The organism is Providencia hangzhouensis, assembly GCF_029193595.2.
Taxonomy (GTDB): Bacteria; Pseudomonadota; Gammaproteobacteria; order Enterobacterales; family Enterobacteriaceae; genus Providencia; species Providencia hangzhouensis.
Genome location: NZ_CP135052.1, coordinates 4,324,230 through 4,350,683, shown reverse-complemented (window position 1 = coordinate 4,350,683; position 26,454 = coordinate 4,324,230). Strand labels below are relative to the sequence as shown.

The 26,454-nt window shown below is 44.6% G+C and carries 31 protein-coding genes, 6 tRNA genes, 4 rRNA genes and 1 riboswitch; of the genes, 39 read left to right on the top strand and 2 right to left on the bottom strand.

All coding sequences use genetic code 11. The features are described 5' to 3' along the window. The first annotated feature begins 6 nt into the window (after nt 1-6). A complete protein-coding gene (locus PZ638_RS20020; protein ID WP_004265352.1) occupies nt 7-396 on the top strand; it encodes a YijD family membrane protein in 390 nt (129 codons plus the stop codon). A gap of 70 nt (nt 397-466) precedes the next feature. Here PZ638_RS20020 and trmA read toward each other — a convergent pair whose 3' ends face one another. Next, complete coding sequence (gene trmA, locus PZ638_RS20015) at nt 467-1,564, bottom strand: tRNA (uridine(54)-C5)-methyltransferase TrmA (protein ID WP_094961911.1); 1,098 nt, start codon at nt 1,562-1,564, stop codon at nt 467-469. 111 nt (nt 1,565-1,675) lie between these two features. After that, nucleotides 1,676-1,771, top strand: a riboswitch (cobalamin riboswitch). 74 nt (nt 1,772-1,845) lie between these two features. Here trmA and btuB point away from each other — a divergent pair. From btuB to birA, 10 genes are all read left to right on the top strand, one after another. Next, the gene (gene btuB, locus PZ638_RS20010; protein ID WP_094961912.1) at nt 1,846-3,714 is read left to right on the top strand and encodes a TonB-dependent vitamin B12 receptor BtuB; all 1,869 of its coding nucleotides are present in this window, start codon (nt 1,846-1,848) and stop codon (nt 3,712-3,714) included. Then, nucleotides 3,659-4,522 carry a glutamate racemase gene (murI, locus tag PZ638_RS20005; protein WP_004265357.1) on the top strand — a complete coding sequence of 288 codons (864 nt, stop codon included), beginning with the start codon at nt 3,659-3,661 and terminating at the stop codon, nt 4,520-4,522. The genes btuB and murI overlap by 56 nt, the downstream gene beginning before the upstream one ends. 530 nt (nt 4,523-5,052) lie before the next feature. Then, nucleotides 5,053-6,592 (top strand): 16S ribosomal RNA (locus PZ638_RS20000). 129 nt (nt 6,593-6,721) lie between these two features. Then, nucleotides 6,722-6,797 (top strand) — tRNA-Glu (locus PZ638_RS19995). A gap of 349 nt (nt 6,798-7,146) precedes the next feature. After that, nucleotides 7,147-10,052, top strand: a 23S ribosomal RNA gene (locus PZ638_RS19990). 138 nt (nt 10,053-10,190) lie between these two features. After that, nucleotides 10,191-10,306 (top strand): 5S ribosomal RNA (gene rrf, locus PZ638_RS19985). A 45-nt stretch (nt 10,307-10,351) separates the two neighbouring features. Further along, a tRNA-Thr gene (locus tag PZ638_RS19980) sits at nt 10,352-10,427 on the top strand. Between the two features lie 26 nt (nt 10,428-10,453). Then, nucleotides 10,454-10,569: ribosomal RNA gene (rrf, locus tag PZ638_RS19975) — 5S ribosomal RNA — on the top strand. Together the 16S, 23S and 5S rRNA genes with 2 tRNA genes alongside form the textbook arrangement of a ribosomal RNA operon. 155 nt (nt 10,570-10,724) lie before the next feature. Continuing rightward, entirely contained in the window at nt 10,725-11,759 is a 1,035-nt protein-coding gene (murB, locus tag PZ638_RS19970) for a UDP-N-acetylmuramate dehydrogenase (protein WP_094963242.1), read from the top strand. Continuing rightward, nucleotides 11,756-12,730 (top strand): bifunctional biotin--[acetyl-CoA-carboxylase] ligase/biotin operon repressor BirA, encoded by a 975-nt coding sequence (gene birA / locus PZ638_RS19965; protein WP_094963241.1) that lies wholly within the window; start codon nt 11,756-11,758, stop codon nt 12,728-12,730. The genes murB and birA overlap by 4 nt, the downstream gene beginning before the upstream one ends. A gap of 39 nt (nt 12,731-12,769) precedes the next feature. Here birA and coaA read toward each other — a convergent pair whose 3' ends face one another. Then, nucleotides 12,770-13,720, bottom strand: a complete 951-nt coding sequence (coaA, locus tag PZ638_RS19960) for a type I pantothenate kinase (RefSeq protein WP_004264367.1) — start codon at nt 13,718-13,720, stop codon at nt 12,770-12,772. Between the two features lie 426 nt (nt 13,721-14,146). On the opposite strand from coaA, the gene PZ638_RS19955 reads away from it, so the two are divergent. From PZ638_RS19955 to rplO, 28 genes are all read left to right on the top strand, one after another. Further along, nucleotides 14,147-14,222 (top strand) — tRNA-Thr (locus PZ638_RS19955). A 15-nt stretch (nt 14,223-14,237) separates the two neighbouring features. After that, nucleotides 14,238-14,322: transfer RNA gene (locus PZ638_RS19950), tRNA-Tyr, on the top strand. Nucleotides 14,323-14,397: 75 nt separating this feature from the next. Beyond that, nucleotides 14,398-14,472, top strand: a tRNA-Gly gene (locus tag PZ638_RS19945). Between the two features lie 6 nt (nt 14,473-14,478). Further along, a tRNA-Thr gene (locus tag PZ638_RS19940) sits at nt 14,479-14,554 on the top strand. Between the two features lie 117 nt (nt 14,555-14,671). Next, nucleotides 14,672-15,856 carry an elongation factor Tu gene (tuf, locus tag PZ638_RS19935; RefSeq protein WP_004264373.1) on the top strand — a complete coding sequence of 395 codons (1,185 nt, stop codon included), beginning with the start codon at nt 14,672-14,674 and terminating at the stop codon, nt 15,854-15,856. Nucleotides 15,857-16,129: 273 nt separating this feature from the next. Beyond that, complete coding sequence (gene bfd, locus PZ638_RS19930; protein ID WP_004265412.1) at nt 16,130-16,330, top strand: bacterioferritin-associated ferredoxin; 201 nt, start codon at nt 16,130-16,132, stop codon at nt 16,328-16,330. 126 nt (nt 16,331-16,456) lie between these two features. Next, a complete protein-coding gene (bfr, locus tag PZ638_RS19925; RefSeq protein ID WP_094963184.1) occupies nt 16,457-16,930 on the top strand; it encodes a bacterioferritin in 474 nt (157 codons plus the stop codon). A 340-nt stretch (nt 16,931-17,270) separates the two neighbouring features. Continuing rightward, nucleotides 17,271-17,582, top strand: a complete 312-nt coding sequence (gene rpsJ / locus PZ638_RS19920; RefSeq protein WP_001181005.1) for a 30S ribosomal protein S10 — start codon at nt 17,271-17,273, stop codon at nt 17,580-17,582. A gap of 32 nt (nt 17,583-17,614) precedes the next feature. Further along, nucleotides 17,615-18,244: a 50S ribosomal protein L3 gene (gene rplC, locus PZ638_RS19915; RefSeq protein WP_004265414.1), complete on the top strand. Its 630-nt coding sequence runs from the start codon at nt 17,615-17,617 to the stop codon at nt 18,242-18,244. A gap of 16 nt (nt 18,245-18,260) precedes the next feature. Beyond that, a complete protein-coding gene (gene rplD, locus PZ638_RS19910) occupies nt 18,261-18,866 on the top strand; it encodes a 50S ribosomal protein L4 (protein ID WP_004265418.1) in 606 nt (201 codons plus the stop codon). Next, nucleotides 18,863-19,165, top strand: coding sequence for a 50S ribosomal protein L23 (gene rplW, locus PZ638_RS19905; protein WP_004265420.1), 303 nt, complete (start codon nt 18,863-18,865; stop codon nt 19,163-19,165). The genes rplD and rplW overlap by 4 nt, the downstream gene beginning before the upstream one ends. A gap of 19 nt (nt 19,166-19,184) precedes the next feature. Continuing rightward, nucleotides 19,185-20,009 carry a 50S ribosomal protein L2 gene (rplB, locus tag PZ638_RS19900; RefSeq protein ID WP_004265422.1) on the top strand — a complete coding sequence of 275 codons (825 nt, stop codon included), beginning with the start codon at nt 19,185-19,187 and terminating at the stop codon, nt 20,007-20,009. A 14-nt stretch (nt 20,010-20,023) separates the two neighbouring features. After that, nucleotides 20,024-20,302 carry a 30S ribosomal protein S19 gene (gene rpsS / locus PZ638_RS19895; RefSeq protein ID WP_004265426.1) on the top strand — a complete coding sequence of 93 codons (279 nt, stop codon included), beginning with the start codon at nt 20,024-20,026 and terminating at the stop codon, nt 20,300-20,302. A 15-nt stretch (nt 20,303-20,317) separates the two neighbouring features. Then, a complete protein-coding gene (rplV, locus tag PZ638_RS19890; RefSeq protein WP_004265430.1) occupies nt 20,318-20,650 on the top strand; it encodes a 50S ribosomal protein L22 in 333 nt (110 codons plus the stop codon). A 17-nt stretch (nt 20,651-20,667) separates the two neighbouring features. Beyond that, nucleotides 20,668-21,369, top strand: coding sequence for a 30S ribosomal protein S3 (gene rpsC, locus PZ638_RS19885; RefSeq protein WP_004265433.1), 702 nt, complete (start codon nt 20,668-20,670; stop codon nt 21,367-21,369). 12 nt (nt 21,370-21,381) lie between these two features. Then, a complete protein-coding gene (gene rplP, locus PZ638_RS19880) occupies nt 21,382-21,792 on the top strand; it encodes a 50S ribosomal protein L16 (RefSeq protein WP_004265436.1) in 411 nt (136 codons plus the stop codon). Beyond that, the gene (gene rpmC / locus PZ638_RS19875; protein WP_004265442.1) at nt 21,792-21,983 is read left to right on the top strand and encodes a 50S ribosomal protein L29; all 192 of its coding nucleotides are present in this window, start codon (nt 21,792-21,794) and stop codon (nt 21,981-21,983) included. The genes rplP and rpmC overlap by 1 nt, the downstream gene beginning before the upstream one ends. Continuing rightward, nucleotides 21,983-22,237: a 30S ribosomal protein S17 gene (gene rpsQ / locus PZ638_RS19870; RefSeq protein WP_004265446.1), complete on the top strand. Its 255-nt coding sequence runs from the start codon at nt 21,983-21,985 to the stop codon at nt 22,235-22,237. The genes rpmC and rpsQ overlap by 1 nt, the downstream gene beginning before the upstream one ends. Before the next feature lie 175 nt (nt 22,238-22,412). Continuing rightward, nucleotides 22,413-22,784, top strand: a complete 372-nt coding sequence (gene rplN / locus PZ638_RS19865; RefSeq protein ID WP_004265449.1) for a 50S ribosomal protein L14 — start codon at nt 22,413-22,415, stop codon at nt 22,782-22,784. 10 nt (nt 22,785-22,794) lie between these two features. After that, nucleotides 22,795-23,109, top strand: coding sequence for a 50S ribosomal protein L24 (rplX, locus tag PZ638_RS19860; RefSeq protein ID WP_004265452.1), 315 nt, complete (start codon nt 22,795-22,797; stop codon nt 23,107-23,109). Between the two features lie 15 nt (nt 23,110-23,124). Beyond that, entirely contained in the window at nt 23,125-23,664 is a 540-nt protein-coding gene (gene rplE / locus PZ638_RS19855; RefSeq protein ID WP_004265455.1) for a 50S ribosomal protein L5, read from the top strand. Nucleotides 23,665-23,676: 12 nt separating this feature from the next. After that, nucleotides 23,677-23,982, top strand: coding sequence for a 30S ribosomal protein S14 (gene rpsN, locus PZ638_RS19850; protein ID WP_004265458.1), 306 nt, complete (start codon nt 23,677-23,679; stop codon nt 23,980-23,982). A 29-nt stretch (nt 23,983-24,011) separates the two neighbouring features. Then, a complete protein-coding gene (gene rpsH, locus PZ638_RS19845; protein ID WP_004907134.1) occupies nt 24,012-24,404 on the top strand; it encodes a 30S ribosomal protein S8 in 393 nt (130 codons plus the stop codon). A 14-nt stretch (nt 24,405-24,418) separates the two neighbouring features. Next, entirely contained in the window at nt 24,419-24,952 is a 534-nt protein-coding gene (rplF, locus tag PZ638_RS19840) for a 50S ribosomal protein L6 (RefSeq protein ID WP_004265464.1), read from the top strand. 9 nt (nt 24,953-24,961) lie between these two features. Continuing rightward, nucleotides 24,962-25,315, top strand: a complete 354-nt coding sequence (rplR, locus tag PZ638_RS19835; protein ID WP_004265467.1) for a 50S ribosomal protein L18 — start codon at nt 24,962-24,964, stop codon at nt 25,313-25,315. Between the two features lie 14 nt (nt 25,316-25,329). Further along, the gene (rpsE, locus tag PZ638_RS19830; RefSeq protein WP_004265471.1) at nt 25,330-25,830 is read left to right on the top strand and encodes a 30S ribosomal protein S5; all 501 of its coding nucleotides are present in this window, start codon (nt 25,330-25,332) and stop codon (nt 25,828-25,830) included. 6 nt (nt 25,831-25,836) lie between these two features. Then, complete coding sequence (gene rpmD, locus PZ638_RS19825) at nt 25,837-26,016, top strand: 50S ribosomal protein L30 (protein WP_004265475.1); 180 nt, start codon at nt 25,837-25,839, stop codon at nt 26,014-26,016. 3 nt (nt 26,017-26,019) lie between these two features. After that, nucleotides 26,020-26,454, top strand: a complete 435-nt coding sequence (rplO, locus tag PZ638_RS19820) for a 50S ribosomal protein L15 (RefSeq protein WP_004265478.1) — start codon at nt 26,020-26,022, stop codon at nt 26,452-26,454.

Below are 26,454 nucleotides of genomic sequence, written 5' to 3'. Positions count from 1 at the left end.
GAATCAATGACGGATCAAAAAAGTTATGAAAGAAGCACATTATTGCTAGCCTTTGTGATTGGCCTTGCAACCCATGGAACCTTTTCAACGTTGTTTAACTCGCTGGTCGATTTTTCATTTTTCCCAATTTTAACCCTGATATTGGCAGTGTATTGTTTACATCAGCGCTATTTGCATCAAGCGATGCCTATGGGGCTGCCAAAATTTGTTGCAGGTAGTTTTTTTATTGGGCTTTTTGGCTATGCCGCGATTTTACGTGTGCAAAATCCTGAAATAGGCTCTAATTTTATTCCCGCAACATTTATTGTCATTATCGCATTGTGGATGTACTCAAGCTGGAAAGCACGTAAGAAAGAAAAAGCGGAGCTAGCACTTGAACAAGAAGTTGAAAATTAAGTTTATACGATTTTTCTAATAGTAAGGCGCCGCAGTTCACATCACTGCGGCGTTTTTGTTTTTTAGTAAATTAATAGCGGCTCAGTAATACCCCACTTTCCATATGGTGGGTATAAGGGAACTGGTCGAATAAGGCTAATTTCTCTATTTTATGGGTTTTAGTCAGCTCAGCTAAGTTATCGCATAGCGTTTCTGGGTTACATGAAATATATAGGATATGCTCATAACCCTGAACTAGTTTCACTGTTTCTGCATCTAAACCACTGCGAGGCGGGTCAACGAATATAGTATTGCATTGGTAATCGGCTAAAGAAATACCTTCCAAGCGCCTAAATTCACGGGCACCTTGCATGGCTTGGGTAAAATCCTCTGCGGACATACGAATAATTTGTACATTTTCAATATTATTGGCTTCAATATTATATTGAGCAGCGGCCACTGAGGGCTTTGCAATTTCAGTCGCTAATACGCGTTCGAAGTTTTGCGCTAATGCTAAAGAGAAATTTCCATTTCCGCAGTACAGTTCCAATAAATCACCCGTCGAATTCTGCGTTGACTCAATTGCCCACTCCAACATTTTGATATTGACCTGTGCATTAGGTTGCGTGAAGCTATTTTCGACTTGGCGATAAACCATATTTTTACCCATTACAGGTAAGACTTCATCAACATAATCATTATCTAACATAATTTTTGTTTTTGACGCTCGGCCAATCAATTGCACATCAAAGCCTTGTTCAACTAAAGCGGCTTTTAACGCTTTTGCTTCATCAATCCATTCTTCACCTAATTTTTTATGGTAAAGCAGCGAAACAATCAGCTTATTACTTAGTGTTGATAAATAGTCAATTTGAAATAATTTATGGCGCAGTAATTCATTTTGCTTAATTAACGGTAATAACGCCGCCATCATGTCATTGATCAATTGGCTGGCAACAGGAAATTGGTCAATACGAATACGCTCTTTCGTTTCTTTATTGAACATAATATGAAACAGATCATCACCTTCATGCCAAATACGAAATTCAGCGCGCATCCGATAATGGGATGTTGGAGATGAAAATATTTCAGGTTCAGGGGCGTTAAAAGGAGCCATCATCGCCTTTAAACGATCCGTTTTTTCTACGAGCTGTTGTTCGTAGTCTTCAGTATGCAAGGTGTTTGGCATGTTTGGCTCCATAAAGCAGTAATAAATTCGTATCAGGAGCGAAATTGTAGGGAATGCGGCGAAGATGTCCAGTTTTCATTATCCATCCATAGACACTCACTACTATTCAACTTACGATAATAGGCTGTGGTTTAGGGAATTTGGTGTGAATCCAAGACTGACGCGCAATGGTAAAAGTCCGATACCTGCCACACTTCTAATCGCTTCGTTGAATATTCGCGCGAATCTTATATTCAACCTCGCGGAATGTTAATTAAATTGATTTTCCGAGTGTAACCATAATGAATAATAAAAAGTTGCTGCCGCTATCGGCCGCTGCGCTGGCAGTACTGTGCGCTACTTCTTCTTTGGCAAGTGCAAATAATCAAACGGACCAAGTGGTTGTGTCTGCTAACCGCTTTGAACAACCTATTTCTTCTATATTAGCGCCAGTGACGGTGGTCACTCGTGAAGATATCGACCATTGGCAATCCAATACCGTAATAGATGTATTAAGGCGTTTGCCGGGTGTGGATATTTCTCAAAGTGGCGGAATGGGGCAACAAAGCTCTCTTTTTATTAGAGGAACAGAATCTCGTCATGTTTTAGTTCTAATTGATGGCGTTCGTTTGAATCAGGCGGGCATTTCAGGTTCATCTGATATGAGCCAAATCCCAATTTCTCTGGTACAGCGCATTGAGTATATTCGCGGAGCACGCTCAGCGGTTTATGGTTCTGATGCTGTTGGTGGTGTGGTGAATATTATTACTCGTCGTGATAACGATGGCACTACTTTAAATGCAGGCATTGGCTCACACAGTTATCAAAACTATAACGGTTCGACTCAGCAAAAAATTGGTGAGAATACAACGGTAACGGCAGCGGGTGCTTATACTCATACAAAAGGGTTTGATGTTGAAGCCAGAGGAAATACAGGCGGGGGCCCTCAACCCGATAAAGATGGTTTTTTGAATAAAACATTATGGTTAGGTGTTGAGCATCAATTCTCTTCCGCTCTTTCTGCTTATGCACGCGCTTATGGTTACGACAATCGTACGAGTTATGACGGTACGCCAGCAGACACTCGTAAGCTATACAGCAGAACATATGAGTCTGGGTTGAAATATGCGAATGGTAAGTACTCTACAAGTTTGCTTGGGAGCTATAGCCATATGAAAGATTACAACTACAACTATCACAATGGGCGGTATGGTAGCGGTTCTGTAATTGATGAATCAGACCAATACAACTTTCAATGGGGTAATAGCTATAGATTAGAAAAAGGAAATATCAGTGCTGGGGTTGATTATCAACGTCAAAGCATTGAGCCCGGTGGTTATACGATGACAAGTAAAAAAGAAACCGTCAATAACACAGGTATTTATCTTACAGGACAATATGCACTCATCGACTCTGTCAATGCGGAAGGGGCAGTACGTTCAGATCACCATTCTGAATTTAACTGGCACACGACATGGCAATCAGGTTTAAGCTGGGAATTTTATGATGGATATAAGTTAATCGGCTCTTATGCTACAGCGTATAAAGCCCCTAACTTAGGTCAGCTTTATACGGATAATGTTGCTTGGAACATCAAAGGAAATCCAAATTTAAAACCAGAAGAAAGTAAGCAGTGGGAAATTGGTTTAGAAGGCGAAACAGGGTTATTGTTTTGGCAATTAACTGGGTATGAAAACGAGATAACTAATCTGATTGATTTCACTTCGGATCCAGTGACGCAAACTAGTTCTTATAACAATATTGGCAAGGCAAAGATTAAAGGAGTCGAGTGGAATGGTGAATTACAAACAGGCCTATTTAGCCATCAACTCACGTTACAGTATCTAGACCCAAGAAATGAAAAAACAAATAAAGTGCTTAATCGTAGAGCAAAACAACAAGTCAAATACCAGCTAGATTGGAACATTGCTGCTGTAGATATGGGGTTGACTTACCAATATATAGGCAGTCGTTATGATACCAATGAAACTTATCAACGCACTAAAGTCGGCGGCGTTAGCATCTGGGATCTCACCGCTGCATATCCAATCACTTCACATCTCACAATTCGTGGTAAAATAGCTAATATGTTCGATAAAGACTATGAGACCGCGTATGGTTATCGCACCGCTGGAAGAGAATATTTCCTTACAGGAAGCTACAACTTCTGATAACAACCTATCTGTTCGCCCGACCATTCTAGTGTTTGACTCTGGAGTGGGCGGGTTATCTGTTTATCGTGAAGTCAAAAAAATGATCCCGAATGCTCACTATATCTATGCATTCGACAATGAAGCCTTCCCTTATGGTGAAAAAAGCGAAGAGTTCATTATTGATAGGGTCTATCAAATCGTAAATGCAATAGCTGCAAAACATCCTTTAACCATTGCGATTATTGCGTGCAATACCGCAAGTACGGTCAGCCTTCCTAATTTGAGAGCACATTTTACGTTCCCAGTTGTTGGGGTTGTTCCAGCCATTAAACCCGCAACCAAGTTAACGCGTAATGGCGTAGTTGGTTTATTGGCGACGAAAGGCACTGTAAACCGCGAATACACCAAAGAGCTGATCGAACGGTTTGCAACAGACTGCAAAGTGATTTCTCTCGGTTCTGCGGAATTAGTTCAACTTGCAGAAAGAAAGTTACATGGGGAAACTTTACCACTAGATGAAGTTGCTCAAACTGTCAGGCCATGGATTCGAATGCCAGAGCCGCCCGATACTGTTATTTTGGGTTGCACGCATTTTCCTCTATTAATAGAAGAACTCGAAAAAGTGCTACCAAATGGAACTCGATTCATTGATTCAGGTTCTGCAATCGCCAGAAGAACCGTTTGGCTCATTAATAATCAAGAAGAAATCGCCAATTCAGAGGAAGAAAACTTCGCATATTGCTTATTAATGGATGACAACGCAAAAGGATTACAGCCAGTTCTCGAAGCTGAAGGGTTCAAAACGCTGGAAAAACTAGCTATCTAAGTCAAATTTGGTGGAAAGCTGAGCGAACAGAAAAAAATATGAAAAAAGGGGTTGCCAGATTTTTCTGACTCCCTATAATGCGCATCCACTGACCGGGAACAAGACAACGCAAAGTGCGATGAACACTGAAACGGCAGCGAGAGATTCTGAAAAGAAAAAGCAAAAAATTGCTTGACTCTCACGGAGGAAAACGTAATATACGCCTCCTCGCAGCAACGACCGAAAGGTTGGTTTTCATAAAGAAAAGCTGCAACGCTCTTTAACAATTTATCAGACAATCTGTGTGGGCACTCACAGGACACTATCAAAAAAATATTTGATTTTAAGTCTTGAAGAGTGACTAACACGTTAATTCATATATATGAAATAAGGTAGTAACGCTTATTTTGGAAGGGTAACGCGAAGGCAAGCAGAGATAACCCGAGGCAGTACTTAGGTACGGCGAGGGGAAGCGATGCGAAGCCGACAAAGTTAGCCGAACAAAAGAACGTTACGGTCAGTAAGACATTCTTTGAGCATCAAGCTACTTTTAATTGAAGAGTTTGATCATGGCTCAGATTGAACGCTGGCGGCAGGCCTAACACATGCAAGTCGAGCGGTAACAGGGGAAGCTTGCTTCTCGCTGACGAGCGGCGGACGGGTGAGTAATGTATGGGGATCTGCCCGATAGAGGGGGATAACTACTGGAAACGGTAGCTAATACCGCATAATCTCTCAGGAGCAAAGCAGGGGAACTTCGGTCCTTGCGCTATCGGATGAACCCATATGGGATTAGCTAGTAGGTGAGGTAATGGCTCACCTAGGCGACGATCCCTAGCTGGTCTGAGAGGATGATCAGCCACACTGGGACTGAGACACGGCCCAGACTCCTACGGGAGGCAGCAGTGGGGAATATTGCACAATGGGCGCAAGCCTGATGCAGCCATGCCGCGTGTATGAAGAAGGCCCTAGGGTTGTAAAGTACTTTCAGTCGGGAGGAAGGCGTTGATGCTAATATCATCAGCGATTGACGTTACCGACAGAAGAAGCACCGGCTAACTCCGTGCCAGCAGCCGCGGTAATACGGAGGGTGCAAGCGTTAATCGGAATTACTGGGCGTAAAGCGCACGCAGGCGGTTGATTAAGTTAGATGTGAAATCCCCGGGCTTAACCTGGGAATGGCATCTAAGACTGGTCAGCTAGAGTCTTGTAGAGGGGGGTAGAATTCCATGTGTAGCGGTGAAATGCGTAGAGATGTGGAGGAATACCGGTGGCGAAGGCGGCCCCCTGGACAAAGACTGACGCTCAGGTGCGAAAGCGTGGGGAGCAAACAGGATTAGATACCCTGGTAGTCCACGCTGTAAACGATGTCGATTTGAAGGTTGTTCCCTAGAGGAGTGGCTTTCGGAGCTAACGCGTTAAATCGACCGCCTGGGGAGTACGGCCGCAAGGTTAAAACTCAAATGAATTGACGGGGGCCCGCACAAGCGGTGGAGCATGTGGTTTAATTCGATGCAACGCGAAGAACCTTACCTACTCTTGACATCCAGAGAACTTAGCAGAGATGCTTTGGTGCCTTCGGGAACTCTGAGACAGGTGCTGCATGGCTGTCGTCAGCTCGTGTTGTGAAATGTTGGGTTAAGTCCCGCAACGAGCGCAACCCTTATCCTTTGTTGCCAGCGATTCGGTCGGGAACTCAAAGGAGACTGCCGGTGATAAACCGGAGGAAGGTGGGGATGACGTCAAGTCATCATGGCCCTTACGAGTAGGGCTACACACGTGCTACAATGGCGTATACAAAGAGAAGCGACCTCGCGAGAGCAAGCGGAACTCATAAAGTACGTCGTAGTCCGGATTGGAGTCTGCAACTCGACTCCATGAAGTCGGAATCGCTAGTAATCGTAGATCAGAATGCTACGGTGAATACGTTCCCGGGCCTTGTACACACCGCCCGTCACACCATGGGAGTGGGTTGCAAAAGAAGTAGGTAGCTTAACCTTCGGGAGGGCGCTTACCACTTTGTGATTCATGACTGGGGTGAAGTCGTAACAAGGTAACCGTAGGGGAACCTGCGGTTGGATCACCTCCTTACCATTGAAGTGTTTTTGTGAAGTGCTCACACAGATTGTCTGATAGAAAGTAGAGCAATGGCTTTACGTGGGAGACTTATTCGCGAGAATAGGACTTACATGAAAGCACAAAAGTTTTTGTGATTTTCGTGTCCCCTTCGTCTAGAGGCCTAGGACACCGCCCTTTCACGGCGGTAACAGGGGTTCGAATCCCCTAGGGGACGCCAATTGCGCCGATATCGAGTGAAAGACGATGTCCCCAATAATGATTAAGCCAATTATATTGTAGTTGGTTTAACAATTATGCTCTTTAACAATCTGGAACAAGCTGAAAATTGAAAACAACGCACATTGTTTATCGCTTAAACAATGTGAGAGTCTCTCAAAATTTCAGACCTGAAATTTTCGGTCACAAACTCGAGCGGCATGCGCGAGCAGTGTGAAATTCAAGGCGGACAGCGCACAGCAAGCGCAGCGTACTTAGGTACGTGAGCATTGCGAGCACTGCCCAACGAAGAAGTTCACCACGCACAGCCATGACAGTAATGTGAACGTTGAAACAATTTCGGGTTGTGAGGTTAAGCGACTAAGCGTACACGGTGGATGCCTAGGCAATCAGAGGCGATGAAGGACGTGCTAATCTGCGATAAGCGTCGGTAAGGTGATATGAACCGTTACAACCGACGATTTCCGAATGGGGAAACCCAGTGCAATTCGTTGCACTATCGTTTGATGAATACATAGTCAAACGAAGCGAACCGGGGGAACTGAAACATCTCAGTACCCCGAGGAAAAGAAATCAACCGAGATTCCCCTAGTAGCGGCGAGCGAACGGGGAGCAGCCCAGAGTCTTAATCAGCATTAGCATCAGGAGAACGGTCTGGAAAGTCCGGCAGTAAAGGGTGATAGCCCCGTATCCGAAGGTGTTAGTGTTGTGAACTCGACGAGTAGGGCGGGACACGTGTTATCCTGTCTGAATATGGGGGGACCATCCTCCAAGGCTAAATACTCCTGATTGACCGATAGTGAACCAGTACCGTGAGGGAAAGGCGAAAAGAACCCCGGCGAGGGGAGTGAAATAGAACCTGAAACCGTGTACGTACAAGCAGTGGGAGCACCTTTAGGGTGTGACTGCGTACCTTTTGTATAATGGGTCAGCGACTTATATTCTGTAGCAAGGTTAACCGTATAGGGGAGCCGTAGGGAAACCGAGTCTTAACTGGGCGAATAAGTTGCAGGGTATAGACCCGAAACCCGGTGATCTAGCCATGGGCAGGTTGAAGGTTGGGTAACACTAACTGGAGGACCGAACCGACTAATGTTGAAAAATTAGCGGATGACTTGTGGCTGGGGGTGAAAGGCCAATCAAACCGGGAGATAGCTGGTTCTCCCCGAAAGCTATTTAGGTAGCGCCTCGTGAACTCATCTTCGGGGGTAGAGCACTGTTTCGACTAGGGGGTCATCCCGACTTACCAACTCGATGCAAACTACGAATACCGAAGAATGTTATCACGGGAGACACACGGCGGGTGCTAACGTTCGTCGTGAAGAGGGAAACAACCCAGACCGCCAGCTAAGGTCCCAAAGTCATAGTTAAGTGGGAAACGAAGTGGGAAGGCTCAGACAGCCAGGATGTTGGCTTAGAAGCAGCCATCATTTAAAGAAAGCGTAATAGCTCACTGGTCGAGTCGGCCTGCGCGGAAGATGTAACGGGGCTAAACTATGCACCGAAGCTGCGGCAGCGATATTTAGATATTGTTGGGTAGGGGAGCGTTCTGTAAGCCTGTGAAGGTGTGCTGTGAGGCATGCTGGAGGTATCAGAAGTGCGAATGCTGACATAAGTAACGATAATGCGGGTGAAAAACCCGCACGCCGGAAGACCAAGGGTTCCTGTCCAACGTTAATCGGGGCAGGGTGAGTCGACCCCTAAGGCGAGGCAGAAATGCGTAGTCGATGGGAAACGGGTTAATATTCCCGTACTGGTGATAATTGCGATGGGGGGACGGAGAAGGCTAGGCTATCCGGGCGACGGTTGTCCCGGTTTAAGGATGTAGGCAGGTGAATTAGGCAAATCCGGTTCACTATATGCTGAGGTCCGATGACGAGTCACTACGGTGATGAAGTAGCTCATGCCCCGCTTCCAGGAAAAGCCTCTAAGCTCTAGATTATCATTAATCGTACCCCAAACCGACACAGGTGGTCAGGTAGAGAATACTCAGGCGCTTGAGAGAACTCGGGTGAAGGAACTAGGCAAAATGGTGCCGTAACTTCGGGAGAAGGCACGCTGGCATTAGGTGAAGTGATTTACTCATGGAGCTGAAGCCAGTCGCAGATACCAGCTGGCTGCAACTGTTTATTAAAAACACAGCACTGTGCAAACACGAAAGTGGACGTATACGGTGTGACGCCTGCCCGGTGCTGGAAGGTTAATTGATGGGGTTATCCGTAAGGAGAAGCTCTTGATCGAAGCCCCAGTAAACGGCGGCCGTAACTATAACGGTCCTAAGGTAGCGAAATTCCTTGTCGGGTAAGTTCCGACCTGCACGAATGGCGTAATGATGGCCAGGCTGTCTCCACCCGAGACTCAGTGAAATTGAACTCGCTGTGAAGATGCAGTGTACCCGCGGCAAGACGGAAAGACCCCGTGAACCTTTACTATAGCTTGACACTGAACATTGAGCCTTGATGTGTAGGATAGGTGGGAGGCTTTGAAGCGTGGACGCCAGTCTGCGTGGAGCCAACCTTGAAATACCACCCTTTAATGTTTGATGTTCTAACGTTGCCCCATTATCTGGGGTGCGGACAGTGTCTGGTGGGTAGTTTGACTGGGGCGGTCTCCTCCCAAAGAGTAACGGAGGAGCACGAAGGTTGGCTAAGCATGGTCGGACATCATGCGGTTAGTGCAAAGGCATAAGCCAGCTTGACTGCGAGAGTGACGGCTCGAGCAGGTACGAAAGTAGGTCTTAGTGATCCGGTGGTTCTGAATGGAAGGGCCATCGCTCAACGGATAAAAGGTACTCCGGGGATAACAGGCTGATACCGCCCAAGAGTTCATATCGACGGCGGTGTTTGGCACCTCGATGTCGGCTCATCACATCCTGGGGCTGAAGTAGGTCCCAAGGGTACGGCTGTTCGCCGTTTAAAGTGGTACGCGAGCTGGGTTTAGAACGTCGTGAGACAGTTCGGTCCCTATCTGCCGTGGGCGTTGGAAGATTGAAAGGGGCTGCTCCTAGTACGAGAGGACCGGAGTGGACGCACCACTGGTGTTCGGGTTGTCATGCCAATGGCATTGCCCGGTAGCTAAGTGCGGAAGAGATAACCGCTGAAAGCATCTAAGCGGGAAACTTGCCTTGAGATGAGTCTTCCCTGACTCTTTAAGGGTCCTAAAGGAACGTTTAAGACTAAGACGTTGATAGGTTGGGTGTGTAAGCGTAGCGATACGTTGAGCTAACCAATACTAATGAACCGTGAGGCTTAACCTGACAACACCGAAGGTGTTTTAGAGAGATAGAGTTGTTTTCGAGAAGTGAGAAGCCGAAAGGTGAAGGACACGCAGCTTGTTTGAGATTGAGGTTCTGGTTTAGTGAAGAAAAAACTAAACGGGAACAAAACAGAATTTGTCTGGCGGCAATAGCGCGGTGGTCCCACCTGACCCCATGCCGAACTCAGCAGTGAAACGCCGTAGCGCCGATGGTAGTGTGGGGTCTCCCCATGTGAGAGTAGGGAACTGCCAGACATTAAATTTTAAGGTTGTGTCAGTACTAACTGACCGCACCATATTGCTGATATGGCTCAGTTGGTAGAGCACACCCTTGGTAAGGGTGAGGTCCCCAGTTCGAATCTGGGTATCAGCACCATATAATCGGAATTTAAAAAGAATTTACCTAGCGGCAATAGCGCGGTGGTCCCACCTGACCCCATGCCGAACTCAGTAGTGAAACGCCGTAGCGCCGATGGTAGTGTGGGGTCTCCCCATGTGAGAGTAGGGAACTGCTAGGTTTTAAATATAAAGAGGCCACCCATTGGGTGGCTTTTTGCATTCTACTAATAGAGTAATTTTCACTAATTATCTTATTTTCTTAATCCTGCTATTCACTCTTAATCCAGCCTGATAGACTTATCTTATCTTTGTTTTATTTGTACTGAAGGCTGTAATGAACCTAACGTCTGAACTTAAATCATTTAATAGCTTTGGCATTCAAGCAAAAGCACTATCAATTGTTTTTGTGGATAACCAAGAATCTCTACTCCAGCAATGGAGCGAGGCTAAAAATCAGCAACTCCCAGTATTATTATTAGGAGGGGGAAGCAATGTTCTATTTGTTGAAGACTTTGCAGGTGTAGTAATCATCAATCAGCTAAAGGGTGTACAAATAACAGAAGATATCAGCTATTGGTATGTTCATGCTCAAGCAGGTGAAAATTGGCATCAATTACTTGAAACGTTATTGAGTGAAGGTGTTTGTGGTGCGGAAAATTTAGCGTTGATCCCAGGTTGTGTAGGTTCTGCGCCCATTCAAAATATTGGTGCTTATGGTTTAGAGCTAAAAGATATATGTCAGTATGTTGATGTACTTTCTCTAGATACAGGTAAAGTAACACGGCTAACAGCTGCAGAGTGTCAGTTTGGCTACCGTGATAGCATTTTTAAGCATGAATATCAATATGGCTATGTCATTATCAGTGTTGGGTTAAAACTTGCTAAAGAATGGACGCCTAAGCTTATATATGGTGACCTTGCTCAGCTTGACCCCAATACAGTAACACCAGAACAAGTATTTAACTCTGTATGCCAAACGCGTAGAAGTAAATTACCTGATCCGGCAATAACAGGTAATGCAGGGAGTTTCTTTAAAAATCCTATTATTTCAGCAGAAAAAGCACAAGCCATAAAAATAGCTTATCCTAATTGTCCTCAATATAACCAAGAAGATGGACGCGTAAAGCTAGCAGCAGGGTGGCTTATCGACCAATGTGGTCTGAAAGGACATGAAATCGGTGGTGCTGCGGTACATAAGCAGCAAGCATTGGTTTTAATCAATAAAAACCGAGCGACAGGGCAAGACATTGTCAATCTAGCAAAATATGTGAGTCAAAAGGTTTTAGAGCATTTTGGTATACATTTAGAACCAGAGGTCAGGTTTATTGGTAAAAATGGCGAAATCAACGCAATGGAATGTATTCAATGAAAGAAAGAAACACCCCACTAGATCTCATAAATATCTTGGCCGATGCGCAAGTGCATTCAGGAGAACAGCTAGGAGATAAACTAGGGATGACCCGCGCAGCGATCAATAAGCATATAAAAACGCTACGTTCGTGGGGACTGAATGTACAAACGGTAACCGGTAAAGGGTATAAGCTACCTTATCCTATTAACCTACTTAACGAAGATACAATAAAACAGCGAGTTGATGACGTAAATATTATAGTTGAACCTGTTATTGATTCTACTAATCAGTACATGTTGGAGAGAATTACTGAATTACAGTCAGGGGATACGTGTCTTGCTGAGTATCAAAGTGCTGGGCGAGGCAGAAGAGGAAGGCAATGGATATCACCATTTGGATGTAACCTTTACTTATCCATGTACTGGAAATTAGACCAAGGTCCTGCGGCGGCAATAGGGTTAAGCTTAGTTGTTGGTATTGTTGTCGCTGAAACGTTAAATAAATTAATTGGTAATAAAGTCAAAGTCAAATGGCCTAATGACCTATATATGAATGATAAAAAGCTTGCAGGAATTTTGGTTGAATTAACGGGTAAAACAGGGGATGCAGCTCATATTATTATCGGTATTGGTATTAATATTGGCATGAATAAAGAAAATTCTGACAGTAGCGAAAACATAACTCAAGCCTGGTCCTCTCTATCTGACGAATTTGAAAATATAGAGAGAAATGAATTATCAGCAAATATAATTCAAGCTTTGAGGAATTCATTGGTTTTATTTGAAAAAGAAGGGCTAAAACCATTTTTAGAAAGATGGATTGAGTTAGATAATTTTTTAAATAGAAATGTTAAGTTATTGATTGGCAACGAAATAATAACGGGAATTGAACGTGGGATTAATGAGCAAGGTGCATTATTGCTACAGAAGGATAATGGCGAAATAATTTCCTATATTGGTGGTGAAATATCCTTAAGACCAAATGAATAATATATTACTGGCCGGAGAGAAACCGGCCAATATAAATAATCACTTTCTTAATCTAACACTCTGAATAGAATGATTCTCACCTTTAGTCATAATTAAACTGGCTCTTTCCTTTGTTGGTAATATATTTTCTTCAAGGTTTAGCCCATTAATTTCATCCCAAATAGAGCTAGCAATATTAATTGCCTCTTCTTCCCTAAGTTTAGAATAACTATGGAAGTAAGAATCAGGATCTGAGAATGCACCTTGCCTAAATTTAAGGAACCGACCGATATACCATTGCTTTAATAATTCAGGTGCAGCATCAACATAAATGGAGAAATCAACAAAGTCAGATACAAATACATGATGGGGGTCTTGTGGATAATCCATATCACTTTGTAAGACATTCAGCCCTTCGAGTATTAAAATATCAGGTTGATCAATTACCTGTTCTTCATCAGGGACAATGTCATACGTTAAATGCGAATAAACCGGAGCCTTAACATTACGTGCACCTGATTTTATTTGTGACACGAAGTTGACTAGTTTTCGCATATCATAAGATTGCGGAAAACCTTTTTTCTTCATGATATTCCTATCTTTTAATACTTGATTAGGATGTAAAAAACCATCAGTTGTGATCAGGTCAACTTTACGGTGTTCAGGCCAACGAGTGAGTAGTGCTTGCAGTAAACGTGCTGTTGTACTTTTACCAACGGCCACACTACCTGCTATACCAATAATATAAGGCACTTTTGCGCCATTAGTTCCAAGGAATTGTTCTAGAACAGCCTGACGACGTAAGTTGGAACTAATATAAAAATTCAGTAAACGCGATAAAGGTAGATAAATTTCTATAACATCTTCCATAGAGAGTTCTTCGTTAATCCCTTTTAACTCTAGAAGTTCACTCGATGTTAATGTAAGCGGTACTGAATCACGTAAAGTTGCCCAGTGTTCTCTATCAAACTCTAAGTATGGCGTAGTAATAAAATTTTCTTTCTTTTTCATAAACCAACATCTGCCTATTTTATGCAGGTTGGACAGGTTGCCTAAACACCCGTATCCATAAAATTTGCTAGCATCATAGCGAGGGAAAGTGGGGAGGCGTAGGTTTTTTTCTATTTTTTATCAGTTTTTTTTGATGCAGGCAGAAAAAATGATACTGAGTGATGAAAAAAACACCTAAGAATAAGAGGGTAAAACTGTGATATCGAATAAAAAATAATGATTTTAAAAATTTTAAGCCTTTTTCTCCCTTTACTGACCAAATGATAATGGACTATAGTTAACAGCTGCTGTTGATGTTTTAAGCTTAAAACAGTTAAAAAATCAACAAAAATGCGAAAAGCGAACAAAATGTGAGCGAACAAACAAAAAAGTTAATTTTTTTGTTGCAACCTGCGCCGACTCTACCTAGAATGCGCAGCACTTGATGCCGGCATAGCTCAGTTGGTAGAGCAACTGACTTGTAATCAGTAGGTCCCGAGTTCGACTCTTGGTGCCGGCACCATTAAAAATTTGGATAGGTGGGATACCCAAGCGGCCAAAGGGAGCAGACTGTAAATCTGCCGTCACAGACTTCGAAGGTTCGAATCCTTCTCCCACCACCATCTCCAAGAAATTTTCTTAAGAGAAAATTTTGAGGAACAGTTTAACAGCTGATAACTCAGGTAGCCGAGTTCATTGCGGGCATCGTATAATGGCTATTACCTCAGCCTTCCAAGCTGATGATGCGGGTTCGATTCCCGCTGCCCGCTCCAAGATGTGCTGATATGGCTCAGTTGGTAGAGCACACCCTTGGTAAGGGTGAGGTCGGCAGTTCGAATCTGCCTATCAGCACCACTTCCTTTATGTTCTCACTTATCTCCCTGATTTGTCTCCTGAAAAAAACAAGCGAAATAATTCTTGCTTGGTTGATGTGGTTTAACCACCGATTCCGTGTCTTAGAGGGACAATCTAATGTCTAAAGAAAAATTTGAACGTTCAAAACCGCACGTTAACGTTGGTACTATCGGCCACGTTGACCACGGTAAAACTACTCTGACAGCAGCTATCACTACTGTTCTGGCTAAAACTTACGGCGGTTCTGCTCGCGCATTCGACCAAATCGATAACGCACCAGAAGAAAAAGCGCGTGGTATCACCATCTCTACTTCACACGTAGAATACGATACTCCAACTCGCCACTACGCACACGTAGACTGCCCAGGACACGCCGACTATGTTAAAAACATGATCACAGGTGCTGCTCAGATGGACGGTGCAATTCTGGTTGTTGCTGCGACTGATGGCCCAATGCCACAAACTCGTGAGCACATCCTGTTAGGTCGTCAGGTTGGTGTTCCTTACATCATCGTTTTCCTGAACAAATGTGACATGGTAGACGACGAAGAGCTGTTAGAATTAGTCGAAATGGAAGTTCGTGAACTTCTGTCTCAATACGATTTCCCAGGCGACGACACTCCAGTTGTTCGTGGTTCAGCTCTGAAAGCGCTGGAAGGCAACCCAGAGTGGGAAGCGAAAATTGTTGAATTAGCAGGCCACCTGGATACTTACATTCCAGAACCAGAGCGTGCAATTGACAAGCCATTCCTGCTGCCAATCGAAGACGTATTCTCAATCTCAGGTCGTGGTACAGTAGTAACAGGCCGTGTTGAGCGTGGTATCATCAAAGTTGGTGAAGAAGTTGAAATCGTTGGTATTCAAGACACGGTTAAAACAACTTGTACTGGCGTTGAAATGTTCCGTAAACTGTTAGACGAAGGTCGTGCAGGTGAGAACGTTGGTGTTCTGCTGCGTGGTACTAAGCGTGAAGAAATTCAACGTGGTCAAGTACTGGCGAAACCAGGTTCAATCAAGCCACACACTAAATTTGAATCAGAAGTTTATATTCTGAGCAAAGATGAAGGTGGTCGTCATACTCCATTCTTCAAAGGTTACCGTCCACAGTTCTACTTCCGTACAACTGACGTAACAGGTACTATCGAACTGCCAGAAGGCGTAGAGATGGTAATGCCAGGTGATAACATCAACATGATCGTTACCCTGATCCACCCAATCGCGATGGACGACGGTTTACGTTTCGCAATCCGTGAAGGTGGCCGTACTGTAGGTGCGGGTGTTGTTGCAAAAATTATTGCATAATACATAGCTTTATCTAGTTTTAAAAAAGGGCACCTTATTTAGGTGCCCTTTTGTTGTTATAAGCAAAATTTTGACTACATAAAATTGCAGCATTACGTTGCTATATATTAGCCGAATCATTCATATTAAAAGTTATTTTTTCTTTTGATTTCACTTGCTTGTGTAATTAATCGCTCAGTGGTAAATGATCTTTGTAAATCATTAGTAATGATAATTGAAATGCAAATCATTTTTATTTAAACTATCTGTATGTGATTTATACAGGTAAGCATCATGTACATCTGCCTTTGTGAAGCCATTACTGATAAACAGATCAGAAATGCCGCAAGAAAGTATCAAGTGACCTCACTAAAGGGTCTACGACAAATTCTGCCTGTAGGCTTAGAATGTGGAAAATGTATTCGACAGACGAAGGCAATTTTATATGAAGAGCAAATGATTTTTGAGGATGCGTGCGCAACTGAAGTCGCATAGTATTTAACACCAGTCAAATTATTCCCACCATATTTATCACCTTTTGTTTAAATACATTGTGTAAAAATCACACTAACATCAATTTCAGTACTACACTTAAAAGACTGGAAGCGATGGAGGGTAGAAATGAAAGGCGATAAAAAAATGATAGCCCACCTAAATAAACTACTGGGCAATGAGTTAGTTGCAATTAACCAATATTTTTTGCATGCACGCATGTTTAAAAATTGGGGGCTTACACGTCTCAATGAGATGGAATATCACGAATCAATTGATGAAATGAAGCACGCAGATAAATATATAGAGCGAATTCTTTTCCTCGAAGGTATTCCTAACTTACAAGATCTTGGCAAATTGAATATTGGTGAAGATGTTGAAGAAATGCTGAAGTCAGATTTACAGCTTGAAATCGATGGGGCAAAAAATCTAAAGGAAGCTATTAAGTATGCAGATTCGGTTCATGACTACGTAAGTCGAGACCTGATGATTGAAATTTTAGCTGATGAAGAAAATCATATTGATTGGATAGAAACTCAACTAGAGCTGATTAATCGTTTGGGAATTCAAAACTATCTTCAAGCACAAGTTAAAGAAGAATAAAGTCTTATTCCGTACTGTTGTTTTATTAAGTTAATAACTAACCTCAACCACTGTGTATTCCATGGTTGAGGTTTTTTCCATTACTCCCCTAGAAAATTCGCACATATTTTCCTCGATTGCTTGCGTTTCCCTATAATTTACGTATAATGCGCGGGCTTACTGATGAGTAAGCCCTATATTTTAGGACTGAAATATCAGTATTGAGTTAACAATTTGTTGCTCATTTAGACAATACTTCCGATTTGGAAGTTACATCAAGAACGATTACACTCTCCCATCAATCGAAATGGGTACGAGGAGTAATCATTTACGTTTATAAAATAGTTGGAGCTCTGGTCTCATGCAGAACCAAAGAATCCGTATCCGCCTGAAAGCTTTTGATCATCGTTTAATCGATCAATCAACTGCGGAAATCGTAGAGACTGCTAAGCGCACTGGTGCGCAAGTTCGTGGTCCTATCCCGCTGCCGACACGTAAAGAGCGTTTTACCGTTCTGATTTCTCCGCACGTTAACAAAGATGCGCGTGATCAGTACGAAATTCGCACTCACAAGCGTCTGGTTGACATCGTTGAGCCAACCGAAAAGACCGTTGATGCTCTGATGCGTCTGGACCTGGCTGCCGGCGTTGACGTGCAGATCAGCCTGGGTTAATCAGGTCGTCGAACGATTGAGAGGTTGAAACAATGAAAGGTTTAGTCGGTAAGAAAGTCGGTATGACTCGTATCTTCACTGAAGATGGCGTTTCTATACCTGTAACTGTTATCGAAATTGAAAATAACCGTGTTACTCAGGTTAAAACTGCAGAAACTGACGGTTATAATGCAATTCAGGTTACTACCGGTAGCAAAAAAGCTAATCGTGTAACTAAGCCTGAAGCAGGTCATTTCGCTAAAGCTGGCGTCGAAGCTGGCCGTATCCTGCGTGAATTCCGCATTGAAGACAGTGCAGAATACACAGTAGGTCAAAGCATTAGCGTTGAAATTTTCGCTGACGTTAAAAAAGTCGACGTTACTGGTACATCTAAAGGTAAAGGTTTTGCCGGCACAGTTAAGCGCTGGAATTTCCGTACTCAAGATGCTACTCACGGTAACTCCTTGTCTCACCGTGTTCCGGGTTCTATCGGTCAAAACCAGACTCCGGGCAAAGTGTTTAAAGGCAAGAAAATGGCAGGCCAACTGGGTAATGAGCGTGTAACTGTTCAAAGCCTAGATGTAGTACGTGTTGACGCTGAGCGCAACCTGCTGCTGGTCAAAGGTGCTGTTCCAGGAGCAACTGGTAGCAACCTGATCGTAAAACCGGCTGTCAAGGCTTAACGTCGAGGAGATAGGAATGGAATTGGTAATGAAAGACGCGCAAAGCGCGCTGACTGTTTCCGAAACTACCTTCGGGCGTGATTTCAATGAAGCGCTTGTTCACCAAGTAGTTGTTGCGTATGCAGCTGGTGCTCGTCAAGGTACTCGTGCTCAGAAAACTCGTGCTGAAGTTTCTGGTTCAGGTAAAAAACCATGGCGTCAAAAAGGTACTGGCCGTGCACGTTCTGGTTCAGTAAAGAGCCCAATTTGGCGCTCTGGTGGTGTTAGCTTCGCAGCTAAACCACAGGACCACAGTCAAAAAGTTAATAAGAAGATGTACCGTGGTGCTTTAAAAAGCATCCTCTCTGAGTTGGTACGTCAAGATCGTCTGATCGTTGTCGAGAAGTTCTCTGTTGAAGCACCTAAAACTAAGTTGCTGGCACAGAAACTGAAAGATATGGCTCTGGAAGATGTTCTGATCATCACTGCTGAATTAGATGAAAATCTGTTTTTAGCAGCGCGTAACCTGTATAAGGTTGACGTTCGTGATGCAGCAGGTATTGACCCGGTTAGCCTGATCGCCTTCGACAAAGTGGTTATGACTGCTGATGCTGTGAAGCAAGTTGAGGAGATGCTGGCATGATCCGTGAAGAACGTCTGCTAAAAGTACTGCGCGCGCCGCATGTATCTGAAAAAGCTTCTACAGCGATGGAAAAAAGCAATACCATCGTTCTCAAAGTTGCGAAAGACGCGACTAAAGCAGAAATCAAAGCTGCTGTACAGAAACTGTTTGAAGTTGAAGTTGAAGGTGTTAACACTTTGCTGGTTAAAGGCAAAACTAAACGCCACGGTCAGCGTTTCGGTCGTCGTAGCGACTGGAAAAAAGCTTACGTCACGCTGAAAGAAGGCCAAAATTTGGACTTCATTAGCGGTGCTGAGTAAGTCGGAGGAGTAAAGAACAATGGCAGTTGTTAAATGTAAACCTACGTCTCCGGGCCGTCGCCACGTAGTTAAAGTGGTTAACCCTGAGCTGCATAAGGGTAAACCTTATGCTCCGCTGTTAGAAAAAAACAGCAAATCCGGTGGTCGTAACAACAATGGCCGTATCACTACCCGTCATATCGGTGGTGGCCATAAGCAGCATTATCGTTTAGTTGACTTCAAACGCAACAAAGACGGTGTTCCTGCAGTTGTTGAGCGTTTGGAATATGATCCAAATCGTTCTGCGAACATTGCACTGGTTCTATATAAAGACGGTGAACGTCGTTATATTCTTGCACCAAAAGGCCTGAAAGCTGGCGACCAGATTCAATCTGGTGTTGATTCAGCAATCAAAGCTGGTAACGCACTGCCGATGCGCAACATCCCTGTTGGTTCTACAGTTCATAACATCGAACTGAAACCAGGTAAAGGTGGACAGTTAGCGCGTTCAGCAGGTACTTACGCTCAAATCGTTGCTCGTGATGGTGCTTATGTCACATTACGTCTGCGTTCTGGTGAAATGCGTAAAGTTTTAGCTGATTGCCGTGCAACTCTTGGTGAAGTTGGTAACGCTGAACATATGTTACGTGTTCTCGGTAAAGCTGGTGCTAGCCGCTGGCGTGGTGTTCGTCCTACCGTTCGCGGTACTGCGATGAACCCAGTAGACCATCCACATGGTGGTGGTGAAGGCCGTAACTTTGGTAAACACCCAGTAACACCATGGGGCGTTCAAACCAAAGGTAAGAAAACTCGTAGTAACAAGCGTACTGATCAATTCATCGTACGTCATCGTTCTAAAAAATAATTAGAGGATAAACCATGCCACGTTCTCTCAAGAAAGGTCCTTTTATTGACCTGCACTTGCTGAAGAAGGTAGAGAAAGCGGTGGAAAGCGGAGACAAGAAGCCTCTTAAGACTTGGTCCCGTCGTTCAACGATCTTTCCTAATATGATCGGATTGACCATCGCTGTCCATAATGGTCGTCAGCATGTTCCAGTTTTTGTAACCGACGAAATGGTTGGTCACAAACTGGGTGAATTCGCACCGACTCGCACTTATCGCGGCCACGCGGCAGATAAGAAAGCTAAGAAACGTTAAGGATAGGAGGAAGAGATGGAAACTTTAGCTATGCATCGCCACGCTCGTTCTTCTGCCCAGAAGGTTCGCTTAGTTGCCGACCTGATTCGCGGTAAGAAAGTGTCGCAAGCTCTGGAAATTCTGACCTACACCAACAAGAAAGCTGCTGGTTTAGTGAAGAAAGTACTTGAATCTGCAATTGCTAACGCAGAGCAAAACGATGGCGCTGACATTGATGACCTGAAAGTTGCGAAAATTTTCGTAGACGAAGGTCCAACCATGAAACGCATCATGCCGCGTGCGAAAGGCCGTGCAGATCGTATTCTTAAGCGCACCAGCCACATTACTGTGGTTGTGTCCGATCGCTGAGACTCTGGAGACTAGCAATGGGTCAGAAAGTACATCCTAATGGTATTCGCCTGGGTATTGTCAAACCTTGGAACTCTACTTGGTATGCGAACACCAATGAATTCGCTGACAACCTAGACAGCGATTACAAAGTACGCCAGTACTTGAATAAAGAATTGGCAAAAGCGTCAATCTCTCGCATCGTTATCGAACGTCCTGCGAAAAGCATCCGTGTGACTATTCACACTGCTCGCCCAGGTATCGTTATCGGTAAGAAAGGTGAAGACGTTGAAAAACTGCGTAAAACAGTAGCGGATATCGCTGGTGTTCCTGCGCAAATCAATATCGCCGAAGTTCGTAAACCAGAACTAGACGCTAAATTAGTTGCTGACAGCATTTCTTCACAGCTGGAACGTCGTGTTATGTTCCGTCGTGCTATGAAGCGTGCGGTACAGAACGCAATGCGTCTGGGCGCTAAAGGTATTAAAGTTGAAGTCAGTGGCCGTTTAGGCGGTGCTGAAATCGCTCGTACCGAGTGGTATCGTGAAGGCCGTGTGCCACTGCACACATTACGTGCTGATATCGATTACAACACTTCAGAAGCGCACACCACTTATGGTGTTCTCGGCGTTAAGGTATGGATCTTCAAAGGTGAGATTCTGGGTGGTATGGCTGCTGTTGAACAAGCTGAGAAACCAGCTGCTCAACCTAAAAAGCAGCAGCGTAAAGGCCGCAAGTAAGGAGAGTCGCTGATGTTACAACCAAAGCGTACAAAATTCCGTAAGGTGCACAAAGGCCGCAACCGTGGTCTAGCGCAAGGTACGGATGTTAGCTTCGGCACTTTCGGTCTTAAAGCTGTTGGCCGTGGTCGTCTGACTGCACGTCAGATCGAAGCGGCACGTCGTGCTATGACCCGTGCTATTAAGCGTCAAGGTAAAATCTGGATCCGTGTGTTCCCAGACAAACCAATCACTGAGAAACCACTCGAAGTTCGTATGGGTAAAGGTAAAGGTAACGTAGAATATTGGGTTGCCTTAATTCAGCCTGGTAAAGTACTGTACGAAATGGACGGTGTGCCTGAAGAGCTGGCTCGTGAGGCATTCTCTCTGGCAGCAGCGAAACTGCCTATCAAAACCACCTTTGTAACTAAGACGGTGATGTAATGAAAGCACAAGAGCTGCGCGAAAAAAGCGTTGAAGAGCTGAATGCTGAACTTTTGAACCTGTTACGTGAACAATTTAATTTACGTATGCAGGCTGCAAGCGGTCAGCTGCAACAGTCTCATCTGTTGAAACAAGTGCGTCGCGATATCGCACGTGTGAAGACTTTACTGACTGAGAAGGCAGGTGCGTAATGAGCGATAAAATCCGTACTCTGCAAGGTCGTGTAGTTAGCGATAAAATGGAGAAATCTATTGTTGTTGCTATCGAACGTATGGTGAAACACCCTCTGTATGGTAAATTCATCCGTCGTACGACTAAATTGCACGTACATGACGAGAACAATGAATGTGGAATTGGTGACGTGGTAGAAATCCGCCAAACTCGTCCACTGTCTAAGACTAAGTCTTGGGCCTTAGTTCGCGTTGTAGAAAAAGCTGTTCTGTAATAGAATAACTTTTCTTGATGAATAAACGGCTCTTTTTGATTGAGCCGTTTATTTTTTTCTGTCCAACACGATGATGTGGTGTTATAATGCCGCGCCCTCGTAGTATGGGTATATTTGAACGGCCTCTTCATAATGAGGTGGCTCAGTAGTAGTTGACATTTAGCGGAGCACTAAAATGATCCAAGAACAGACTATGCTGAACGTGGCCGACAACTCCGGTGCACGTCGCGTAATGTGTATCAAGGTTCTAGGTGGCTCGCACCGTCGCTATGCACATGTAGGCGACATCATTAAAATTACTGTTAAAGAAGCAATTCCACGCGGTAAAGTTAAAAAGGGTGATGTCCTGAAAGCGGTAGTGGTGCGCACCAAGAAGGGTGTACGTCGCCCTGACGGTTCTGTCATTCGCTTCGATGGTAATGCTTGTGTGTTATTAAATAATAACAGTGAGCAAGTAATCGGTACGCGTATTTTTGGGCCGGTAACTCGTGAACTTCGTAACGAGAAGTTTATGAAAATTATCTCTCTGGCACCTGAAGTACTCTAAGGAGCGAACTATGGCAGCGAAAATCCGTCGTGATGACGAAGTTATCGTGCTAACTGGGAAAGACAAAGGTAAGCGCGGTAAAGTAAAGCAGGTTATTTCTTCTAGTAAAGTTATCGTTGAAGGTATCAATCTGGTTAAAAAACATCAGAAGCCTGTACCGGCTCTGAACCAACCAGGTGGCATCGTTGAAAAAGAAGCGGCTATTCAAGTTTCTAACGTTGCAATCTTTAACGCGGCAACTGGTAAGGCTGACCGTGTAGGCTTTAGATTCGAAGACGGCAAAAAAGTCCGTTTCTTCAAATCTAACAGTGAAACTATCAAGTAATTTTTGGAGTATACGATGGCGAAACTGCATGATTACTATAAAGACGAAGTAGTTAATAAACTCATGACCGAGTTTAGCTACACTTCTGTCATGCAAGTCCCTCGGGTCGAGAAGATCACCCTGAATATGGGTGTTGGTGAAGCGATTGCTGATAAAAAACTGCTGGATAATGCAGCAGCTGATTTAACAGCGATCTCAGGTCAAAAACCTTTGATCACCAAAGCACGCAAATCTGTTGCAGGCTTCAAAATCCGTCAGGGCTATCCAATCGGCTGTAAAGTAACCCTGCGTGGCGAACGCATGTGGGAGTTCCTTGAGCGTCTGATTTCTATTGCTGTACCACGTATTCGTGACTTCCGTGGCTTGTCCGCTAAGTCTTTCGATGGTCGCGGTAACTACAGCATGGGTGTTCGTGAACAAATCATCTTCCCTGAAATCGATTACGATAAAGTGGATCGCGTACGTGGTTTAGATATTACTATCACCACTACTGCGAAATCAGATGACGAAGGTCGCGCACTGTTAGCAGCGTTCAACTTCCCGTTCCGCAAGTAAGGCAGGGTACTCATGGCTAAGAAATCTATGAAAGCGCGTGATGTTAAACGTGCTAAATTAGCTGAGAAATTCTTCGCAAAACGCGTAGAACTGAAAGCTATCATCTCTGATGTTAAAGCATCTGATGAAGATCGCTGGGACGCTGTTCTCAAGCTGCAAACACTGCCACGTGATTCAAGTCCTTCTCGTCAGCGTAACCGCTGCCGTCAAACAGGGCGTCCGCACGGTTTCCTGCGGAAGTTTGGTCTGAGCCGTATTAAAGTCCGTGAAGCCGCTATGCGCGGTGAAATCCCGGGCCTTAAAAAGGCAAGTTGGTAATTCCATTTGAATCACGGGAGTAAAGACAGATGAGCATGCAAGATCCCATCGCGGATATGCTGACCCGTATCCGTAACGGTCAGGCCGCGAACAAAGTTGCGGTCACCATGCCTTCCTCCAAGCTGAAAGTGGCAATTGCCAAAGTGCTGAAGGAAGAAGGTTATATTGAAGATTTTAAAATTGAAGGCGACATCAAGCCAGAACTGGAACTGACTTTACGTTATTTCCAAGGTAAGGCTGTTGTAGAAAGCATTCAGCGTGTAAGCCGCCCAAGTCTGCGCATCTATAAGAAAAAAGATGAGCTGCCACAAGTTATGGCTGGTTTAGGTATCGCTGTTGTTTCTACCTCTAAAGGTGTCATGACTGATCGTGCAGCTCGCCAAGCTGGTCTTGGTGGCGAGATTCTCTGCTACGTAGCTTAATTCGGGAGGAAAGAATGTCTCGTGTGGCAAAAGCACCCGTCGTCATTCCTGCCGGCGTAGAGGTAAAACTCAACGGTCAGGTTATTTCGATTAAGGGTAAAAACGGCGAGCTTACTCGTACTATCCATAATGCAGTTGAAGTTAAAAGCGAAGACAATCAACTGACTTTCGCACCACGCGAAGGTTTTGATGATGCATGGGCACAAGCGGGTACTACTCGTTCACTGTGTAATGCAATGGTTGTTGGTGTTACCGAAGGCTTCACTAAAAAGCTTCAACTGGTCGGTGTTGGTTACCGTGCAGCAATCAAAGGCAATGCAGTAAGCTTGTCTTTAGGTTTCTCGCATCCGGTTGAACACGCACTGCCAGCAGGCATTACTGCTGAATGTCCAACACAAACTGAAATCGTACTGAAAGGTGCGGATAAGCAAGTGATTGGTCAAGTTGCAGCAGAACTGCGTGCTTACCGTCGTCCTGAACCTTACAAAGGTAAAGGTGTTCGTTACGCCGATGAAATCGTGCGTACCAAAGAGGCTAAGAAGAAGTAAGGTAACACTATGGATAAGAAAGCAGCTCGTATCCGTCGTGCGACCCGCGCACGCCGTAAGATCCAAGAGTTGGGTGCGACTCGCCTGGTGGTACATCGTACTCCACGCCATATTTATGCGCAGGTTATCGCACCGAACGGTTCTGAAACATTGGTTGCAGCTTCTACTACAGAAAAAGCTATCAATGAGCAAGTGAAATTCACTGGAAACAAAGATGCAGCAGCAGTAGTTGGTAAATTAATTGCTGAACGCGCACTGGAAAAAGGCATCACTGTTGTTGCTTTTGACCGTTCTGGTTTCCAATATCATGGTAGAGTCCAGGCACTGGCAGATGCTGCCCGTGAAGCTGGCCTTCAGTTCTAAGGTAGAGGTGTAAGATGGCTCACATCGAAAAACAAGCTGGCGAACTGCAGGAAAAGCTGATCGCGGTAAACCGCGTAGCAAAAACCGTTAAAGGTGGCCGTATTTTCAGCTTTACCGCACTGACTGTAGTTGGTGATGGTAACGGTCGCGTTGGTTTTGGCTACGGCAAAGCGCGCGAAGTTCCGGCAGCAATCCAGAAAGCGATGGAAAAAGCCCGTCGCAGTATGAAAACCGTTGCTCTAAACAACGGCACATTGTTCCACCCTGTGAAAGGTACACACACTGGTTCTCGTGTGTTTATGCAACCTGCTCACGAAGGTACCGGTATCATTGCCGGCGGTGCAATGCGTGCTGTTTTAGAAGTAGCTGGAGTTCGCAACGTACTGGCTAAAACCTATGGTTCCACTAACCCAATCAACGTGGTTCGTGCAACACTGGATGCTTTAGACAGCATGAAGTCTCCAGAAATGGTCGCAGCTAAGCGTGGAAAATCCGTCGAAGAAATTCTGGGGTAATCGGCTATGGCTAAGACTATTAAAATTACACAAGTTCGCAGTTCAATCGGTCGTCTGCCTAAGCATAAGGCAACACTGGTCGGTTTAGGTCTGCGTCGCATTGGTCATACAGTAGAGCGCGAGGATACTCCTGCTGTACGTGGTATGGTCAACTTGGTTTCCTACATGGTTAAAGTTGAGGAGTAAGAGATGCGTTTAAATACTCTGTCTCCGGCTGAAGGTGCCAAGCACGCGCCTAAACGCGTAGGTCGTGGTATCGGTTCTGGTCTCGGTAAAACCGGCGGCCGTGGTCACAAAGGTCAGAAATCTCGTTCTGGCGGTGGCGTACGTCGTGGTTTCGAAGGCGGCCAGATGCCTTTATACCGTCGTCTGCCGAAATTCGGCTTCACTTCACGCAAAGCAATGATCACTGCAGAGATTCGTCTGTCTGATTTTGCTGCTGTTGAAGGCGATGTTATTGATCTGAACGCACTGAAAGCCGCGAACGTTGTTGGCATCCAGATTGAATATGCGAAAGTTATTCTGTCTGGCGAAGTGAACCGTGCAGTTACTGTACGTGGCCTTCGTGTTACTAAAGGTGCTCGCGCTGCAATCGAAGCTGCCGGCGGTAAAATTGAGGAATAA

What these genes read in the sequence shown, in the direction of transcription:
- rplD (WP_004265418.1), top strand. Translation starts at nt 18,261, where the DNA reads ATGGAATTGGTAATGAAAGACGCGCAAAGCGCGCTGACTGTTTCCGAA.
- birA (WP_094963241.1), top strand. Translation starts at nt 11,756, where the DNA reads ATGAAAGAAAGAAACACCCCACTAGATCTCATAAATATCTTGGCCGAT.
- rpsS (WP_004265426.1), top strand. Translation starts at nt 20,024, where the DNA reads ATGCCACGTTCTCTCAAGAAAGGTCCTTTTATTGACCTGCACTTGCTG.
- bfd (WP_004265412.1), top strand. Translation starts at nt 16,130, where the DNA reads ATGTACATCTGCCTTTGTGAAGCCATTACTGATAAACAGATCAGAAAT.
- bfr (WP_094963184.1), top strand. Translation starts at nt 16,457, where the DNA reads ATGAAAGGCGATAAAAAAATGATAGCCCACCTAAATAAACTACTGGGC.
- rpsE (WP_004265471.1), top strand. Translation starts at nt 25,330, where the DNA reads ATGGCTCACATCGAAAAACAAGCTGGCGAACTGCAGGAAAAGCTGATC.
- coaA (WP_004264367.1), bottom strand. Translation starts at nt 13,720, where the DNA reads ATGAAAAAGAAAGAAAATTTTATTACTACGCCATACTTAGAGTTTGAT.
- rplB (WP_004265422.1), top strand. Translation starts at nt 19,185, where the DNA reads ATGGCAGTTGTTAAATGTAAACCTACGTCTCCGGGCCGTCGCCACGTA.
- rplF (WP_004265464.1), top strand. Translation starts at nt 24,419, where the DNA reads ATGTCTCGTGTGGCAAAAGCACCCGTCGTCATTCCTGCCGGCGTAGAG.
- rplO (WP_004265478.1), top strand. Translation starts at nt 26,020, where the DNA reads ATGCGTTTAAATACTCTGTCTCCGGCTGAAGGTGCCAAGCACGCGCCT.
- rplX (WP_004265452.1), top strand. Translation starts at nt 22,795, where the DNA reads ATGGCAGCGAAAATCCGTCGTGATGACGAAGTTATCGTGCTAACTGGG.
- rplW (WP_004265420.1), top strand. Translation starts at nt 18,863, where the DNA reads ATGATCCGTGAAGAACGTCTGCTAAAAGTACTGCGCGCGCCGCATGTA.
- rplE (WP_004265455.1), top strand. Translation starts at nt 23,125, where the DNA reads ATGGCGAAACTGCATGATTACTATAAAGACGAAGTAGTTAATAAACTC.
- rplN (WP_004265449.1), top strand. Translation starts at nt 22,413, where the DNA reads ATGATCCAAGAACAGACTATGCTGAACGTGGCCGACAACTCCGGTGCA.
- tuf (WP_004264373.1), top strand. Translation starts at nt 14,672, where the DNA reads ATGTCTAAAGAAAAATTTGAACGTTCAAAACCGCACGTTAACGTTGGT.
- rplV (WP_004265430.1), top strand. Translation starts at nt 20,318, where the DNA reads ATGGAAACTTTAGCTATGCATCGCCACGCTCGTTCTTCTGCCCAGAAG.
- rplR (WP_004265467.1), top strand. Translation starts at nt 24,962, where the DNA reads ATGGATAAGAAAGCAGCTCGTATCCGTCGTGCGACCCGCGCACGCCGT.
- murI (WP_004265357.1), top strand. Translation starts at nt 3,659, where the DNA reads ATGGTTATCGCACCGCTGGAAGAGAATATTTCCTTACAGGAAGCTACA.
- rpsH (WP_004907134.1), top strand. Translation starts at nt 24,012, where the DNA reads ATGAGCATGCAAGATCCCATCGCGGATATGCTGACCCGTATCCGTAAC.
- rpsQ (WP_004265446.1), top strand. Translation starts at nt 21,983, where the DNA reads ATGAGCGATAAAATCCGTACTCTGCAAGGTCGTGTAGTTAGCGATAAA.
- rpmC (WP_004265442.1), top strand. Translation starts at nt 21,792, where the DNA reads ATGAAAGCACAAGAGCTGCGCGAAAAAAGCGTTGAAGAGCTGAATGCT.
- rpsJ (WP_001181005.1), top strand. Translation starts at nt 17,271, where the DNA reads ATGCAGAACCAAAGAATCCGTATCCGCCTGAAAGCTTTTGATCATCGT.
- rpsN (WP_004265458.1), top strand. Translation starts at nt 23,677, where the DNA reads ATGGCTAAGAAATCTATGAAAGCGCGTGATGTTAAACGTGCTAAATTA.
- rpsC (WP_004265433.1), top strand. Translation starts at nt 20,668, where the DNA reads ATGGGTCAGAAAGTACATCCTAATGGTATTCGCCTGGGTATTGTCAAA.
- PZ638_RS20020 (WP_004265352.1), top strand. Translation starts at nt 7, where the DNA reads ATGACGGATCAAAAAAGTTATGAAAGAAGCACATTATTGCTAGCCTTT.
- murB (WP_094963242.1), top strand. Translation starts at nt 10,725, where the DNA reads ATGAACCTAACGTCTGAACTTAAATCATTTAATAGCTTTGGCATTCAA.
- rplP (WP_004265436.1), top strand. Translation starts at nt 21,382, where the DNA reads ATGTTACAACCAAAGCGTACAAAATTCCGTAAGGTGCACAAAGGCCGC.
- trmA (WP_094961911.1), bottom strand. Translation starts at nt 1,564, where the DNA reads ATGCCAAACACCTTGCATACTGAAGACTACGAACAACAGCTCGTAGAA.
- rplC (WP_004265414.1), top strand. Translation starts at nt 17,615, where the DNA reads ATGAAAGGTTTAGTCGGTAAGAAAGTCGGTATGACTCGTATCTTCACT.
- rpmD (WP_004265475.1), top strand. Translation starts at nt 25,837, where the DNA reads ATGGCTAAGACTATTAAAATTACACAAGTTCGCAGTTCAATCGGTCGT.
- btuB (WP_094961912.1), top strand. Translation starts at nt 1,846, where the DNA reads ATGAATAATAAAAAGTTGCTGCCGCTATCGGCCGCTGCGCTGGCAGTA.